9 protein-coding genes are annotated in these 18,060 nt (G+C 53.9%); all 9 read left to right on the top strand.

What is annotated here, in order from left to right; all coding sequences use genetic code 11:
• The first annotated feature begins 243 nt into the window (after positions 1-243).
• The 9 genes from PBOR_RS24975 (at position 244) to PBOR_RS24935 (ending at position 18,052) form a co-directional block, all read left to right on the top strand.
• Positions 244-1,764 carry a glycoside hydrolase family 43 protein gene (locus tag PBOR_RS24975; RefSeq protein ID WP_042216363.1) on the top strand — a complete coding sequence of 507 codons (1,521 nt, stop codon included), beginning with the start codon at positions 244-246 and terminating at the stop codon, positions 1,762-1,764.
• Positions 1,761-2,762, top strand: a complete 1,002-nt coding sequence (locus PBOR_RS24970) for a glycoside hydrolase family 43 protein (protein ID WP_042216361.1) — start codon at positions 1,761-1,763, stop codon at positions 2,760-2,762. The genes PBOR_RS24975 and PBOR_RS24970 overlap by 4 nt, the downstream gene beginning before the upstream one ends.
• Before the next feature lie 762 nt (positions 2,763-3,524).
• On the top strand, positions 3,525-8,561 hold the full coding sequence (locus tag PBOR_RS36420) for an endo-beta-N-acetylglucosaminidase (protein WP_081972170.1): 5,037 nt from the start codon (positions 3,525-3,527) through the stop codon (positions 8,559-8,561).
• 137 nt (positions 8,562-8,698) lie between these two features.
• Positions 8,699-10,525 carry a sensor histidine kinase gene (locus tag PBOR_RS24960; protein WP_042216359.1) on the top strand — a complete coding sequence of 609 codons (1,827 nt, stop codon included), beginning with the start codon at positions 8,699-8,701 and terminating at the stop codon, positions 10,523-10,525.
• A complete protein-coding gene (locus PBOR_RS24955; protein WP_042216357.1) occupies positions 10,518-12,035 on the top strand; it encodes a response regulator transcription factor in 1,518 nt (505 codons plus the stop codon). Before PBOR_RS24960 ends, PBOR_RS24955 begins: the two co-directional genes overlap by 8 nt.
• A 196-nt stretch (positions 12,036-12,231) precedes the next feature.
• Positions 12,232-13,755, top strand: a complete 1,524-nt coding sequence (locus tag PBOR_RS24950) for an ABC transporter substrate-binding protein (RefSeq protein WP_042216354.1) — start codon at positions 12,232-12,234, stop codon at positions 13,753-13,755.
• A 90-nt stretch (positions 13,756-13,845) separates the two neighbouring features.
• Positions 13,846-14,772 (top strand): ABC transporter permease, encoded by a 927-nt coding sequence (locus PBOR_RS24945; protein WP_042216353.1) that lies wholly within the window; start codon positions 13,846-13,848, stop codon positions 14,770-14,772.
• Between the two features lie 28 nt (positions 14,773-14,800).
• Entirely contained in the window at positions 14,801-15,718 is a 918-nt protein-coding gene (locus tag PBOR_RS24940; protein WP_042216351.1) for a carbohydrate ABC transporter permease, read from the top strand.
• Between the two features lie 33 nt (positions 15,719-15,751).
• A complete protein-coding gene (locus tag PBOR_RS24935) occupies positions 15,752-18,052 on the top strand; it encodes a glycoside hydrolase family 3 N-terminal domain-containing protein (protein WP_042219897.1) in 2,301 nt (766 codons plus the stop codon).
• The last annotated feature ends 8 nt before the right edge of the window (positions 18,053-18,060 follow it).

Below are 18,060 nucleotides of genomic sequence, written 5' to 3'. Positions count from 1 at the left end.
ATCTAATCTGAACAAGCCATTAAGGCTTCATTAACATTTGATAAACATTCAGCAAAAAATGACCATTCCTCCAAGCAAAATGGCGAGCAGAGGCCCGTTGTTTGAATTACAATTTCGATAGGATGGCGATTCTCATAATTTTCGGGGTAAGTCCTTTATTCTGCGTATGGGAAATAATAATATCGGCTTGTAAAATGGTACTGAGGATTGTAAACGCTTGCGCACAATTTCAGGGAGGGTATTATGCACTCAACAAATGTCAGGAATCCTGTGATCCCGGGCTACTATCCAGATCCCAGTGTAGTCCGCGTAAATGATGATTATTATTTGATTAACAGCTCTTTTGAGTATTTCCCTGGCGTCCCTATCTTCCATAGCAAGGATCTCATTCACTGGACGCAGATAGGGCATGTATTGACCCGGCAATCCCAGGTGGATCTGCGGACAAGCGGCAGCTCTGACGGTATATACGCCGCTACGATACGCCATCATGCGGGCCGCTTCTATATGATCACTACGGATGTGCGGGGGATCGGTAATTTCTTCGTGACGGCGGACAAGCCGGAAGGTCCCTGGTCGGAGCCGGTTCTGCTGCCTTACGGGGGAATCGATCCGTCCCTGTTCTTCGATGAGGTTGGGCGCGCTTACGTGACTGTGCAGAATGGAGCCGGCTATGAATCCCATATTATCCAGTACGGGATTGATCCGGTGTCCGGTGAAGTGCTGTCGGAGCCTGTGGAGATCTGGCGGGGGGATGAGGGTCCATGGGTAGAAGGGCCGCATCTGTACAAAATCAAGGGCGTCTACTACCTGATGACGGCATCAGGCGGCACCGCCCGGGATCACCGGGAGATCATTGCCCGCAGCAGCAACCCTTACGGGCCGTTTGAGGATAAGCCTGAACCTATACTTACCCACCGCGGGCTGAAGGAGCATCCGGTTCAATGCCTGGGTCATGCGGATCTGGTGGAGGATATGTCGGGGAATTGGTGGGCCGTGTTTCTGGGCATGCGTCCGGTGGACGGTAAATACTCTCCGCTGGGCAGAGAGACCTTCCTGGCTCCGGTGACCTGGACGGAAGAGGGCTGGCCGGTGATTGACAACAATGAAGGAACAGTGGTCTCCGCTGAGGATGCAGGCCCGGACGACCGTGTTCAGCGGTTGGAGCTGGGCGGCAGCTTCGGGCCGGAATGGGCTTTTCTCCGCAGCTATGAGGAGGAAAGGTATTCCTGGACAGAGCAGGAGGGTAAACTTGCCATCCGGGGGAATGCCTATACGCTGGATGACGAGGCGCCGGCAGTGTTTGCCTGTATCCGCCAGAAGCATCACCGGATGGAGACGGGCGTTAATCTTGATTTTGATCCCGCGAAGGATGGGGAGTATGCCGGATTGGCCGCCCGCCTGAATAACCGGGGATACATCTTCTGGGGACTTGCCGGCAGGGAAGGCAGACGCGTAATTGAGCTTACCGTCAAAGACGGGGATCATAAGCAGGTGTACCATTACGCAGCAGGTAGCTCCGGGGAGGTCCGGCTCCGCCTTGGTTCGGACGGTGAAGTCTATACCTGCTCGTATTCGGAGGATGGGGTATCCTGGCAGGAAGCAGAGCAGCAGGTCCATGTATCTGTTCTGTCACCTGAGGTGAACGGCGGGTTCACCGGGGTCTGCCTGGGACTTCACGCCTCGGGAGAGGGGATGGATGCTGCGGCTCCAGGTTATTTTGCCGAATTCTATTACACAAATACCAAAGGAGATGTCCTATGACACGTTTGCCAAAACAAAATGAACCGCTCGTTACCCACATCTATACTGCGGACCCGTCCGCCCATGTCTATGAAGGGAAAATCTACATTTATCCTTCGCATGATCTGGATCATGACGGACCGGATAATGATAACGGGGACCAGTATGCCATGGAAGATTATCATATTCTGTCGCTGGAGAACTTTGAGTCGCCGGTAGTGGATCACGGCCAGGCGCTTCATCTGGATCAGATCCCCTGGGCCTCCAAGCAGCTCTGGGCTCCGGACGCAGCCTATAAGAACAATACCTATTATCTGTTCTTCCCGGCCCGTGACCACGACGGAATATTCCGGATTGGGGTGGCAACCTCTGCTTCACCGGCAGGCCCGTTTGACCCGCAGCCCGATTACATCGCCGGCAGCTATAGTATAGATCCGGCTGTATTGGTGGATGACGATAACAGGGCATATATCTACTTTGGCGGCCTTTGGGGAGGCCAGCTGGAGAAATGGCAGACAGGCACATTCGTGCCGGATGCGGAGGGACCTGCTCTGGATGCGCCGGCGATTGGACCGCGTGTGGCTCTGCTGAGCGAAGATATGCTGTCTTTTCAGGAGCAGCCTGCAGAGATTTCGATTGTGGATGAAGACGGTAACCCGATTCTTGCCGGTGATGAGCAGCGGAGATATTTCGAGGGGCCATGGGTTCACAAGTACAACGGTACTTACTACCTCTCTTATTCGACAGGAACACAACACACGCTGGTATATGCCGTCAGCCAGAATCCTATGGGGCCGTTTACCTTCAAGGGCGAGATTCTGTCTCCGGTCGTTGGCTGGACTACCCATCATTCGATTGTTGAGTTTGAAGACAAGTGGTACCTGTTCTATCACGACAGCTCGTTGTCGGGCGGCGTGAATCATAAGCGCAGCGTGAAATATACCGAGCTTAAATATAATGAAGACGGAACGATTAAGAAGATTAATCCTTATCCGGCCTCTGCTGAATCTGCGGAGTAATCCGCAGGCTCAGCAGCTTGCATGGCAGCAGAATCAAAGGGCAGCTTCCCCGCGGAGGCTGCTTTTTTGCTGTATGCAGAATGAATAATCCGGCAATAAAAATGCACGTTAGCACGTTAGAGTAAGCCCGGACAAATTGCCGATTCACGCGTAGAGACAGGGAGAATCTCTTGGTTTCTCATACCGGATTCGTACCGGCAGCGCTGAGATTCTTAAGTTCAGATTGTATCGGCATAAATGTTGTACGTAGTGCAACTTCGATACCCGGATATCCGGGTGTTTGGCAGGATTGTTGTACGAAATACAGCAATTGTCCCGTTAAACCGTCTGGAGGCGGCGAAATGATGCCTTTTGTACAACAATTTTGGATTTTGTTCTGCATAGTGAGGGGAATGTTGTATTTGGTGCAGGATTATTGAAAGTAATCTGTACAGCATCCATAGCCGGGAGCTCCAGCATATTCGGCAGGTTAAGCGGGCTTGTAAGACAGTAAACTTGGCTTTGGTAAGCAAGTCATTTGGCCAGGGACTGAACATTTCCTTTAATTTGGCCAGCGTATCTTTAATTTCGCTTCTATTAGATCCGGCAGAAACTGCTATATATTAAGCTTGGATAAAAAATAAGAGGAGGAGCAGTACTTATCAGAATGTAAGAATTTGTATGCTTCACGTTATAACTTATCCTTATATGAATGCGTTCTCATTAAACCGCTGGATTACCTGACAGAGCCGGAGATTAACCCAAGAATGAGGAGAGTGGACAATGGTATCTCATACCCGAACACCGAAACTTCACAAGCTAACTTCAACTGTGTTAAGCGCAGCGCTTCTGGTTACCCTGCTGCCGCAGACAGCCCTGGCCGGAGACACCTGGCCGTTCCAAGAGGAGAGTGCGCATGGGGCGAACCAGCCGAGCGTACATGGTTACACCAGTAATCAGATAGCGGACTGGAGTCCGGAGACGGATCAGGATGCGGAGCTTCTGCGTTCCCGGGTCCCGTTGCAGCAGCGGATTGCGCCCTTCAAGGCTACGCAGGCGAATCCGGACCTGAATCCGGATGTACAGATGATTAACGTAGCGGGAGACTATGGGAATGCATTCATCGAGAACGCTCCTTATACCAACAAGTTCGCACAATATCACTTCAATTTCTGGCAGTATATCGACTATTATTCCTATTGGCATGGTACGGCGACAGCATACACACCGCCGGAATATTATGACGATCTGGCCCAGTCCGACTGGCAGCAGAAATGGTTTGAATTCGGCATGCTGAACATCCCGAACCCAACCTACACCGATGCCGCGCACAAGAATGGCGTGATGTCTCTGGCTGGTGTTTTCTTCTCCAATAATGATCGGGGGCAGCAGACCTATAAACAAATGCTTGTGAAGGATGAGAACGGGAACTTCCCCGTAGCCGCGAAAATGATTGAAATGGCGCGTTACTTCGGCTATGATGGTTATTTCCTTAACCAGGAGGAGCAGAATCCGAACGTCGTGACCGCAGATATTCCGGATTACATTGCATTTATGAAAGCGCTGCAAAAGGGCGGGTTGTATGTCCAGTGGTATGATTCCTTGAATACAGCAACGGGCTCCAATACCTTCGCCAGAACGTTTAACGATAATAATATTTCTATGCTGTACGACAAGACAAGCAAGGAACAGGTCTCGAATTCTTATTTCTTTGATTATGGGATGGGCAGTTCGCAGATCAATGCAGCAACGAATTATCTGAATAATCTGAACAATACACAAGGGACTGATTTCAGCCTCTATGATGTCGGCTTCGCCGGACTGGAAGCTGGGAGGGACCGCTTCAAGAATGTGCAGGGCACGGCGCTAAGCAGCAAGCTGTCCGGCGGTGTTCCGCGGCTAAGCATGGCGACGCTGGGAGCCGACTTTGTCCATGCGGGCCTGGATGAGGATATGGGGAAAGCCTGGCCGGTGTCGAACCGGACGGATAACAAGTACCAGTGGATGACGAACCTGCGGGAGCAGCTCTGGTGGTCGGGACCCAATGTAAATCCTGATAATACCGCGGTATCTGCTGCGAACACTGTATCCGATGTGTATGCCGATAACCGCTATTGGCCGGGGATCGCTTCCGTAATCACGGAACGGTCAGTAGTGAAGGATTTCAGCTTCTACACGAATTTCAATACCGGCCACGGACTGTCCTATTATGTGAACGGAGCGGAATCCAGCGGAGACGAGTGGTCGAATATGAGTCTCCAGGATGTCCCGGTAACCTGGCAATGGTGGCAGGACACATCGGGCAACCGCTTGGAGGTAGATTTCGATTATGGCCCGGAATATGAGTTGTCCGCCAATCCGCGGATGAATTATGAGCAGATCGGCGGCTACAACGGCGGCAGTTCCCTGGTGGTGAACGGGGCACTGGATCAGGAGAACTTCCTCCGGCTGTATAAGAGTGACCTGGCTGTAAAGGCGGACTCTAAGCTGTCCATTGTTTATAACAAGCCTTCGGCTGACGATGCTTCGGTAATGAGTGCGGGTCTGATCTTCCGGGACAACCCGGCTGAGGTGGTTAAGGTTCCTCTGGCGGACAGCGGCAAACAAACCGCAGGCTGGGTGGCCCGTGAAGTTAGCCTCGGGGCTTACGCCGGACGGGAAATCGCTGCTCTCGGCCTTGTATTTACACCCGGACAGAGTACGATTGCGGATTATCAGGTGAATATCGGCCAGCTCCGGATCCATGACGGCTCGGCTGTCAAACCTCCGGCTCCTGAGGGTCTCGCGATTGCGCAGGCTTTGTCAGGCACAGATGAAATGATCGTGAATTGGGAGATGGACCCTGATTATTCCAAAGTGAAGCAATACAATATATATGTGAACGATATCTATATGGGCGGCAAATATGACGAGATGTTCTATATCAAAAAGCTGCCGTCCAAAGCCGGTGTCCTCAAGGTTGTTCCGGTAGGGGCGGACGGGCTGGAGGGGGACGCAGCCAGCTTGTCCTTCGACCTGAATTCGGCGGTCTCGAATATTGAAGCAGCGTCTGCTGCGGATGGGGATTTACTGGTCAAATGGTCGAATCCCGGTTCCGCCCAGGGTGCGGTTAAGGTTACAGTGAAGTCGACCAACTGGATTACCACGCCTGAGCCGGTCTTGCAGGAACTGACCTTGCCCGAGGGTACAACTTCAGCCCTGTTCCCGAACATGCCGGTGAACGGAGACGAGTATACCGTTACGGTCCAGGCTGGCAATACGGATAAGGTAACCTATAACGGGACCTTCACCGATAAGGTGTCCGAGCCCTATGCGGAGAATTGGTCGTGGAACGGCAATACGCTGAACCTGCCGATGCCGAACGCCAGGGACTGGCGGTATATGTATATTAATGAAGACGGCAAGGACAGATCCTTTCCGGTAACCTATTTGTCGGATGCTGCTGCGAACAAGCCTATGATTATCCGCGGCCGCACGACAAAAGCCAGTCTGAGCTTTACCTCAACAGCTAAAGTGGTAACAGCGGTGATGGAGGATTACAGCGGGAACAAGTCCCGGCCTGTATACCTTAGAGGGCGCTATGATATCACCTTTGATGCTAACGGGGGAAGTCCGGCCGGAACAGTAGTTCAGGCTGTGTACGGGGAGTACTTGAATGCTCCGGCTGTAACGAAGGAAGGTTACGAGCTGGAGGGCTGGTACAACGGTGCCGAGAAATGGGATTTTGCTGCCCGGACGGTACCTGGTGAATTAACGCTGACGGCGAAATGGGCCCTCAAGGCCCCGGAGGTGCAGATTGTCAGTGAAGGCTCGCTGCGGGCGGGCGGGACTGGTGTGCTGCGCGCCGCCGGCAAAGGGGCAGGCAGTCTATCCTACACTTGGTATGTGGACAGGGGAGAGGGCTATGGCGAACCGGCCGGAACGGGGGAGGTGCTGACGCTTCCGGAGTTGTCGGAGTCGATGAGCGGCTACCGGTACAAGGTAGTCGTGACAGGCGAAGGCGGCTTGACCGGTGAGCAGGAATACCTCCTGCAGGTGCTTCCGGCTGAAGCAGAATGGACTCTTCCGGCATTCGTGACCGATCTGCCGCCTCTGCTGGAGACAACCGGAGGGGAAGCTGTAACGCTGCTGGTGGATCTGACAGGAGATGTGGAGTCCATCGCCTGGGAGATGAAGCGCGCGGACGGCGGGGATTGGCTGCCGGTTCCGGATGTTACCGGAGCGGTGTACCGCTTCACTCCGGGAGTGGAAGATGACGGGATGCAGTACCGTGTGGTGCTGACCGGCAAAGCGGAGCTGAATGCAGAACGTATCACCGGAACGGAGCTTAAGCTCAAGGTCTATCCGGCGCATGAACTCCCGTCGGTTCAAGCATTTACGGCCACGGTTAATCCGGTACCAGAGGGTGATCCGGTAACCTTCAGCGTAGTTGCCGCTTCAACTTACGGGGAGCTGAGCTACCGCTGGCTGAAGAATGACCTTGTACTGGAGGGTGCGCTTGGAAGCAGCCTGACCATCGGACAGACTCAAATTGCTGATGCGGGGGCGTACCAGGTTGAGGTGACCAATACCCGCATCATTGGTAACCGTACTTATACGGATGCGGTCCGCACGGAGCCGATTGCTCTGAGCGTCAACCGCCAAGCCGTGACGCCAACGAATCCTCCGGTGACAACAACAAGTCCGCCGTCAGTAACGGCGAAGCCTGCGGCAACACCACAACCAGCCGCAACGCCGGGTCCTTCGGCTGCAGTCATTACCGCCGCCCAGCTTAGCAGCTCTGCGGTGAACGGGGTAGTTACAGTGCAGATAGGGCAAGCGGCTGTCATTGAGCTTCCGGTGGATGCCGGGGCGCTGCTGGGAACCCATTCCCTGCGTGTGCAGGGAGACGGAATCGGGCTGGTGCTGGCGCCGGCGCTGCTGAAGCAGCTGGCGGAAGTCCTGCCTGCTGATCAAAGCGGCGGCGCAAAGATCCTGCTGAAGGCGGAATTGAAGGCGCTGGATGAAGTGAAGCTGAAGACGGAGGCCGGCGTAACGCTGAGAGGCAAGCTGATCGATTATGAGCTGTATCTGACCGGGGCGGATGGAACGGCGCACCATCTTGAAGCTTATACAACTCCAGTGAGTCTGGTATGGCAGGCTGACGGACTTACGCCGAAGCTGCTTGGCCTGTACCGTGCGGGAAGTGACGGCACACTCGCCTATCTGGGCGGGGCGGCAGAAGACGGCGGGCTCACGGGACTTCTGGACGGCGGCGGCACGTATGCGCTGCTGGAGTATTCCAAGCAGTTCAGCGATGTTCCGGTCACGCACTGGGCCTTTGAAGCCTTGCGTGAGCTGTCTGCGAAGCATCTGATCAAGGGGATATCAGAGCAGGCTTATCAGCCGGGCCGCAATATTACCCGGGCTGAATTCGTGCAGCTGATGGCGGGCATGCTGCAGCTAAGCGGCAGCGGCACTACTTCCTTCGCCGATGTTCCGGCAGGCGCCTGGTATCAGAGTGGGCTCTCCGGCATGGTCCAGGCGGGGCTGATTACCGGCCGTACGCCGGAATCCTTCCAGCCGTCTGCGGAGATCAGCCGCGAAGAGATGACCGTCATTCTGATGCGGGCTTACCGGCTGCAGCAGGGTTCAATCCCGGCCGCAGCGGGCAGCCTGACTATTAAGGATGCTGCGGATATCTCGGACTGGGCAGCGGATCAGGTGGCTGAAGCGGCAGCGCTTGGCCTCGTGAGAGGGCGGGCTGACGGAACCTTTGCGCCCAAAGCCCCTGCCACCCGTGCAGAAGCTGCGCAGCTGCTGCTGAATTATTTGAATTAAGCCTGGCGGGCGGTAAGGAATTACCGCCCGCTTGCAAGCCATAAACAAGGCGCTCACTCCTGAACAGTATTAGGGGGGAGCGCTTCTTGTGTATCATAATGACAGGCGTAAGCCAGCAAATGTTAAGGAGGTGGACTATGCGGAGTAATTCCCTGTACCGCAAGTATTTTAAAGATAATATGTTTATGCGGTTTACCCTTATCGTATCCTGTATCTTCATTGCAACGATCATTGCCTTCTCGTATCTGGTGCTGATGCTGATCTCGGATTCTGCGGTGCAGCGGCAGATGGATATCCAGCGCAAGACGATGGAGAGCATCAGCAACTATGTGGAGAACAAATACCAGTCCGTCCAGGATATGATGCGTGATGTCTACCGGGACGGGAGTCTGGCGAGCAACACCACATTTCTGCTGGAGCATCCCTTCGGCGAATATGTCGAGCACCGGCTGGACCGCTACCTGCTCGGGGATCAGTCTACGTCTAACGCTGTGCAGTATTTCCAGAACAAGATCGACGATGATCCGGATATCCGCAGCCTGATGCTGTACAGCGCCAATCAGCAGGTGATGTACTATTATGACAACCGCAGACAGTTTGACCGGGTATCGACCAATGCGGCCCATTCCTTCGTCCCTGATTCGATGGTTCTGGATGAGGAGAGCCTGGTGTCCGTGCCGAATATTTGGGTGCTGAAGAGCATCGGCATGCAGAGAACCCCTATGTTCTCGGTGAAAATCCCCATTACCAACAAGTCGTCGCTGCTCAATATCGGCCAGATGCTGGTCTACTTTGATTCCGAATCCATCTGGCAGGCGATGAATAATTATAAGCAGGATTTCAAAGGCGAAATTCTTGTGCTCTCTGCCCAGAATGAAGTCATCTTTGACACTTCGGGTCAAGGGTACGGCCGGAAATATCTGCAGCTGCAAGGGGCGAACTCCGGGGAAGAAATCTCCATGGACGGGATGGTGGCGACCCGCCTGACCCAGAGCCAGGCGGGTTACACGGTGGTCAGCCTGATCTCTAAGAAGGAGCTCGCCGAAACCTACAGCAGTGCGCGCAATACCATTGTTACGATTGCCCTCGTATGCATCCTGTTCGCAGTGCTGCTGCCGGCGATGTTTATTTCGAATTTTGCCAAACGGACACACCGCATCATCCGCTTCACCCGCAAGGTCAAAAACGGGGATTTGAACACCCGGATCGTAGACAACCGTGAGGATGAATTAGGCCAGATTGCCAAGAGCTTCAACAGCATGCTGGATGAACTGAACCAGTATATTGATCAGGTGTACAAAGCTGAAATCAAGCAGAAGCATACGGAAATCGCTACCCTGGAGGCTAGGGTGAATCCGCATTTTCTCTATAATACGCTGGAGGTTATACGGATGCGGGCGATTTCCAGCGGAGCGAAGGATGTCGGCGAAATGATCTACAGCCTGTCTGTGCTCTTCAAATCGTATGTCCGCCCGAAGGCGAAATATACGTTCAAGGATGAGCTGGAAGCCTGCCGTATGTACCTGGAGCTGTTCCGGATCCGTTACAAGGACCGGTTCGCTTATACCATCGACTGCAGTAAAGAGCTGGAAGGTCTTCCTGTACTCAAAATGTCCCTCCAGCCGGTAATCGAGAACTACATTCTGCATGGCATGCGCACCGGACAAACCGGTAACGTGATCAGCATCAGGATCCATCCCGATGATAACAACAATATACGGGCTGTAGTCACGGACAACGGCCTGGGCATTGCCGGGGAGAAGCTGGACCGGCTCCGGCTGGGGCTGGAGGATAACCGGGAATTGTCCGGATCAGAGTCGTTCGGGCTGCGGAGCATCCATGAACGGCTAAGGCTGATGTACGGCAAGCCGTACGGGGTTGAGCTGGCTAGTGAACAAGGAGCAGGCACCGAGGTCACCATTACTTTTCCATATCCCGTTAAGGAGGAGACAGAGCATGTATAAGGTGTTTATTGTCGATGATGAGCCGTTCATTCTTAGCGGCCTGCAGGATATATTGGACTGGGAGCGGCTGGGCCTCACGATTGTGGGACAAGCCGAGAACGGGCAGGAAGCGCTGGAGCAGCTGCGCGAGGTGCCTGCCGATATTCTCATTACCGATATATCCATGCCCGTGATGACCGGCCTTGAGCTGATCCGTGCTGCCCAGGAATTCCTTCCGGAGCTGAAGGTGGTTGTGCTGAGCGGCTATGATGAATTCATCTATGTCAAAGAAGGCCTGTCGCTCGGCATTGAGAATTATCTGCTCAAGCCGATCAACCTGGAGGAATTCCAGAGTACGCTGGAGACGATTGCCGAGAAGCTGAATGTCTCCAGACTCGATACGGAGTGGTATGAGTATACGAACTCCGTGCTGAAGGATAATGTGCTGCTGCGCTGGATGCGGAGGCAGATTGATCCTGAAGAGCTGTCCGAACGGCTGAATCTGCTGGGCTTGTCAATCAGCAGCCGTTATATTCAAGTTGCGCTGGTCCAGGCGGAGCCGGCCACGGAAGCCTTCCGGAAGAATGCCGCCGCTCTAGTCGGTGCCCATGCTTCGTTCTTCATGTTCTGGGACTCGGATAGTGATCTGGTGCTCATACATAATTATGCGGACGAGAGCAGAGGGGCGGAAGAGATGGCCTCCATTCTGCAGGAGATCACCGGCTTAGGCGCTCCCGGCCAGCGGCTGCGCGTTGCGGTTGGAGCCGTCATGGACGGGGTGCAGGCTGCTCCGGCCAGCTATGAGCAGGCGAAGCAGGCTCAGGAATTCCTGGAAATCTACCCGGAGCGCAGCCTGATCTATTATGAACAGCTGAAGGAGCGCAAGGAAGATATTGAAGCGGCCTTACCGGAGGACTGGAGCGAGTATTCGAAATTAATTATGGCCAAGAATCTTCCGGCGCTGACCGGGCGGCTCGAATTGTATTTCTCTGCGAAATGTATGGAGGGGCTGACCCCCGAGCTGCTCCGGGAGATTTCCCTGGAATGGATTCTGTATTTCCGCATGCTGATTAAAGAGATCCGCAGTGAAATGGAGCGGGAGCTTATTGCGCAGGGGCTGACCGCGATACACAGGGCGAATTCACTGCCGGGCCTGTCCGCTGCTGTCATGCAGACAGCCGGAAGCATCATCGAACTGCTGGACCGTGAGCTGAAGAGCCCGGTTGTGAACCAGGTGCTGAATTATATTGAGAAATCCTACAGTGAGGATCTGTCGCTGAAGAAGCTGGGCTTCATGTTCAATATTCACCCGGTGTATCTCGGACAGCTGTTTCACAAAATGACCGGTGAATCGTTTGCGGAATATATGAACCGTTACCGGATTGAGAAGGCGAAGGAGCAGCTCCGCTCGACAAACCACAAGGTACATGAGATCGCGCGAAGTGTCGGCTACTGGGAGATGGGCTATTTCTACAAACAATTTAAGAAATACGTTGGCATCTCTCCGACAGAATTCAAGGGGCTGCTCTAAGGCAGCTCCTTTTTGTAAGATAGATGTTATGTTTGAGGGTATTTTTCTTTACTTCATACATGAATTTATATAGTTTCTCTTCTATTTGAAAATGCTTTCATCTTATAAAGTAAACGTATAGCTCATGGAAACCTGCAGCCGGGAATGCCCGGCGGGCCTGGATTTCCGGACGGCTAATTAAAAGGGGGTACGGCAAATGAGTAAGAAAAAGAAACACTTCTCCTTGTTGTTGACAACGCTTTTAACATTATCACTGGCGCTTAGCGCATGCGGGGGGAACAACGCCAAGAATACGAATACGGGCGGAGAAACTGCATCGGGGACGAACACAGCGGCCACATCTGAAACCAAGCCTTCGGAAGATCCCGTAGAACTGATCTGGTACACCATCGGGGCACCGCAGAAGGACCTGAACAAAGTTGTTGATGAAATTAATAAATACACGCTGGACAAAATCAATGCCACACTCGATGTGAAGATGATTGACTTCGGGGATTACACGCAGAAAATGCAGGTCATGGTTGCCTCGGGCGAACCGATGGATATTCTGTTCACCTGTTCCTGGGCGTTTGATTATGTGCAGAATGCCCGCAAAGGGGCGTTCCTGCAGCTGGATGATCTGCTGAAGAATCAGGGCAAAGGCATCGTGGATGCCATTGATCCGGCCTTCCTGGAAGGCTCCAAGGTGGACGGCCATAACTATGCGATTCCGGCCAATAAAGAGCTGCCTGCGCAAGAGGTATTCCGCTTCAACAAAGAGCTGCTGGACAAATACAAGCTTGATCTCACCAGCGTGAAAACGATGGCAGATCTCGAGCCGCTGCTCAAAACAATCAAAGACAACGAGCCGGAGATTACCCCGTACGCCATGGTCAAGGACTTCATGCCGATTATGCCGTTTGACTATATCATCGAGAAGATGCCTATGGCGGTATACATGGACACCAAGGACTATAAAGTAGTGAACATCCTGGAAACCCCGGAAATCAAGGAAGCGCTGAAAACCGTCCGCAAGTTCTATCAGGCAGGCTACATCTCTCCTGAAGTAGCTACAACATCGTCGGTGGATGACTTGTACAAAGCGGGTAAATGGTTCACCGACCGGGCTGCCACCCAGCCGATGGCTGACAATCTGTGGAGTGCAAGCTACGGTTATCCGGTTGTGTCCACGCCGGCCAGCCAGCCTTACATCTACAACTGGTCCGTTATGGGGTCCATGCAGGCCATCTCCGCCAACTCCGAGCACCCTGAGAAAGCAATGGAATTCCTGAACCTGCTGAATACAGATCCTGTATTGCGCAACATGATTGATTCCGGTATCGAAGGCGTCCATTACGAGAAAATCAGCGACAACATGATCAAGAACCTCCCGGATGCGAAGAACTACGATATGCCGACCTTCTCACTGGGCAACATTATGATCAACTACCTGAATGAAGGCGACCCTGAGAACAAATGGGAAGAATTCAAGAAGTTCAATGATTCCGGCATCAACGCGCCGCTGCTTGGCTTTAACTTCGATACGTCCAACATCACGAATGAAATTGCTGCCGTTCAGAACGTGAAGGAAGAATTCTGGGCACCGCTGATGACAGGCTCGGTAGATCCGGAAGAGTATCTGGCCAAGGCCAATGAGAAATTCAAAGCCGCCGGTCTGGATAAAATTATTGCCGAAGCACAAACACAGCTCGACGCCTGGAAAGCAGCGAACAATAAGTAGCAGGTAATTCAAGATCGGGCGGGTGATTAGACTTGGCCCGATCTTTTTGTATTAACGGAAGAATTTTCCGGCAAAGGAGGAACTGGGAGCATGGGGAAAATAGGAAAGTCCGCTAAAGATATTGTCAGAAATAAAGTGCTGCTGTTTATGGTTCTCCCGGGCGCACTGTGGTTTTTGTTCTTCTCCTACCTGCCTATGGTGGGTACGGTCATTGCGTTTAAGGAATACCGGTTCAGCAGGGACGGGTTCTGGGCCAGCATTATTAACAGCAAGTGGGTCGGCTGGGATAACTTCAAGTTTCTGTTCAGCACCAACGATGCTTTTCTGATCACACGCAACACGCTTCTATATAATACGGCTTTCATTATCATTGGCCTGATCCTGTCGGTGCTGCTGGCAGTTGTGCTGTCTGAGATTACCAATAAAAAGCTGGCCAAGCTCTATCAGACTGGAATGTTCCTGCCGTATTTTCTGTCCTGGGTCGTTGTAGGCTACTTTGCCTTCAGCTTTCTGAGCTCGGAGCGGGGACTGCTTAACGCCTTATTCGGCAGCAAAATCTCATGGTACTCCGAATCGAAATACTGGCCGTTCATTATTATATTCGTCTATCTTTGGAAGGCTGTCGGCTACAACAGTGTGGTCTATCTGGCCGCCATCATGGGCATCGACAAGTCCCTGTACGAAGCATCGATGATCGACGGGGCCAGCAAGTTCCAGCAGATCCGCAATATTACGCTGCCGCTGCTGAATCCGATCATTATCATCATGACTTTGCTTGCGATCGGGAAGATTTTTTATGCCGATTTCGGGCTGTTCTATCAGGTGCCACGGGATTCGGGGACACTCTACAGCGTGACCAATGTTATCGATACGTATGTGTACCGCGGGCTCAAGACTACCGGCGAGATCGGGATGAGCACGGCTGCGGGCTTATATCAATCCGTGGTTGGCTTTGTACTGGTCATCACCTCGAATTACATCGTGCGCAGATTCGATAAGGACAGTGCATTATTCTAGGGAAAATGAAGGAAAGTGAGGTCATCCAATGTCTGCTAATGCTGTGAAATCGCGCGATTTTCACCGGCTGTCGTCCGTGTGGAATATCATCTTCAACTGTATCGCCGGAGGCTTTGCCATACTGTGCATCTTCCCGTTTCTGTTCGTAGTCCTCATCTCCTTCACTGACGAAGGTTCGCTTGCGCGGGACGGCTATCAATTAATTCCGGCCAAATGGAGTCTCGAAGCCTACAAATATGTATTTGGCTCGGGGGATACGCTGCTCCGTTCCTATGGGGTGACGATTGCTGTTACCGTAATTGGCACGCTGGTCAGCCTGCTGCTTATTTCACTCTATGCCTATGCCATTTCCCGTAAAAGCTTCAAATACCGCAATTTCTTCGCGTTTTTTGCTTTCTTCACCATGTTATTTAACGGCGGGCTCGTGCCTACCTATATTATCGTGACGCAGCTGCTGGGCCTGAAGGACAGTATCTGGGCGCTGGTGCTGCCGCTGGCGGTCAATGCTTTTTACATTATGATTCTGCGGACCTTCTACATTACCAGCGTGCCGGATGCCCTGATCGAGTCGGCCAAAATCGACGGTGCCGGAGAGTTCCGCACCTTCCTGAGAATTGTTCTGCCGCTGTCCCTGCCCGGCCTGGCTACAATTGGCCTGTTCAGCACGCTCGGGTACTGGAACGACTGGTTCAATGCTCTGCTCTATATTGATAATCCCAATCTGGTGCCGCTGCAGTCGATGCTGATGCGGATTGAGACCAGTATGCAGTTCATTATGCAGAATTCGCAGAACAGCTCACTCAGCCTGGAAGCGATGCGCTCCATGCCTCAGGATACTTCACGTATGGCAATGGTGGTGCTGGCTACCGGGCCCATTATATTCGCGTATCCGTTCTTTCAGCGTTACTTCATCCAGGGCCTTACCATAGGTGCAGTTAAAGAATAGGAGTTCAACAGGAGAAAGGGTGTGGGGAACCGGATGTTATATAGAGATCATACGAAGCCTGCCGGAGAGCGTACAGAGCATCTGCTGGGGCTGATGACACCGGAAGAGAAGGTTGGCCAGCTGATTCAGCTGTTCGGGTGGCAGACCTATGAATATACAGAAGGCAGCGTAGAGCTGACAGAAGATTTCAAACGCCAGGTCCGTGAAGGCGGAGTTGGCGCATTATATGGAACCCTGCGGGCAGACCCCTGGACGGGAGTCACCCTGGAGACAGGACTTGGGCCGCGTGCCGGAGCCGAAGCGGTGAATGCGATCCAGCGTTATGTGCTGGAGCATTCCAGGCTGGGCATTCCCCTGCTGATCGGGGAGGAATGCTCGCATGGTCATATGGCAATCGGGGCAACCGTATTTCCGGTCCCGCTGCTGATCGGCAGCACCTGGAATGTGGAGCTGTACCGGGAGATGTGCCGGGCCGTGGCGCTGGAGACCCGGGCGCAAGGCGGGGCGGTTACGTATTCTCCCGTGTTAGATGTGGTGCGTGATCCGCGCTGGGGCCGTACCGAGGAATGTTTCGGAGAAGATCCGTATCTCATCGGCGAATTCGCCGTGGCTTCCGTGGAGGGGCTGCAGGGCGAGGAGCTGGCCAGCGGGTCCAGTGTGGGGGCGACTTTGAAGCACTTTGTGGCTTATGGCAGCTCCGAGGGCGGCAGAAATGCCGGTCCGGCGCATATCGGCAAGCGGGAGCTGCTTGAGGTCGATATGTATCCGTTCCGCAAGGCGGTGGAAGCCGGTGCGGTGTCCATCATGCCGGCGTATAACGAGATTGACGGCGTACCGTGCACAACCAATGAGGAGCTGCTGCGGGATGTGCTGCGCGGGGAATGGGGCTTCGGCGGCCTGATCATTACCGACTGCGGCGCGATTGATATGCTGGCGGCGGGCCATGATACGGCTGACGGCGGCGAAGATGCGGCTGTGCAGGCGCTCCGCGCCGGGATAGATATGGAGATGTCCGGCGTCATGTTCGGCCGGTATCTGCTCGACGCTCTGCGCAACGGCCGTTTGGAGGAGAAGCTGGTGGATGAGGCAGCCGCGCGTGTGCTGGAGCTGAAGTTCCGGCTGGGGCTGTTCGACCAGCCGTTTGCGAATCCCGATCTGGCGGAGCGTGTGACCGGAAGCCCGGAGCATGCGGAGCTGGCACGGAACATAGCAGCAGAAGGAATTGTGCTGCTGAAGAATAACGGTATCCTCCCCTTGTCTGCGGGCATAGGCAAAGTGGCTGTCATCGGACCCAACGCGGATACCGGCTACAATCAGCTCGGGGATTACACCTCCCCGCAGCCGCGTGACCGGGTGGCGACGGTGCTGGCCGGAATACGGGCTAAGCTCTCCGCGGAGAAGGAATTGGTACGCTATGCGCCGGGCTGCCGGATCAAAGACAGTTCCACCGAAGGGTTCGAGTCCGCGCTCCAGGCTGCGGCTTGGGCGGATACGATCGTTCTCGCACTGGGCGGGTCGAGCGCCAGAGACTTTGGCGAGGGCAGCATTGATCTGCGGACCGGAGCCTCGAAGGTGACGGAGAACGAGCTTAGTGATATGGATTGCGGCGAAGGCATCGACCGGATGTCCCTTCAGCTGTCCGGCGTCCAGCTGGAGCTGATGAAGCAGCTGAAGGCGCTCGGCAAGCCGGTGGTGGTTGTATATATCAACGGCCGTCCCGTTGCCGAGCCGTGGATCGATGAGCAGGCGGATGCCATTCTGGAAGCCTGGTATCCCGGGCAGGAGGGCGGCCATGCCATTGCGGACATTCTGTTCGGCGATGTGAATCCGTCAGGCAGATTGACCCTCTCCTTGCCTGCGGACGCGGGACAACTGCCCGTATATTATCTGGGCAAACGGTCCCGTGGTGCACGGTATCTTGAAGGGGATTCTCAGCCGCTCTACCCCTTCGGCTTCGGACTCAGCTATACCGAATTCAGCTACACCGGGCTTCAGGTAGAACCTGCTGAAATCCGGGCCGACGGAACGGCTGAAGTTACTGTGGAAGTAGAGAATACAGGCTCCCGCAGAGGTGCGGAGGTCGTGCAGCTATATATTTCCGACCGGGTCAGCAAGGTGACCAGACCGGCCAAAGAATTGAAAGGGTTCCGGAAGATTTACCTGGAGCCGGGGGAGAAGCAGACGGTTACTTTCAGGCTCAGTGCAGATCAACTGAGCTATATCGGGCCGGAGTACAAGCCGGTGGTTGAACCGGGGATCTTCCGGATCGGAGTAGGAAGGAACGTCAACGATACGCTCGATATGGAGCTTGCAGTTATGGAGGAGCAGATATGAAACGTATA

It is taken from the genome of Paenibacillus borealis (genome assembly GCF_000758665.1).
GTDB classification, from domain to species: domain Bacteria; phylum Bacillota; class Bacilli; order Paenibacillales; family Paenibacillaceae; genus Paenibacillus_AQ; species Paenibacillus_AQ borealis.
Note: the sequence above shows the minus strand (reverse complement) of the source record. Positions and strands in the feature narration are given on the sequence as shown.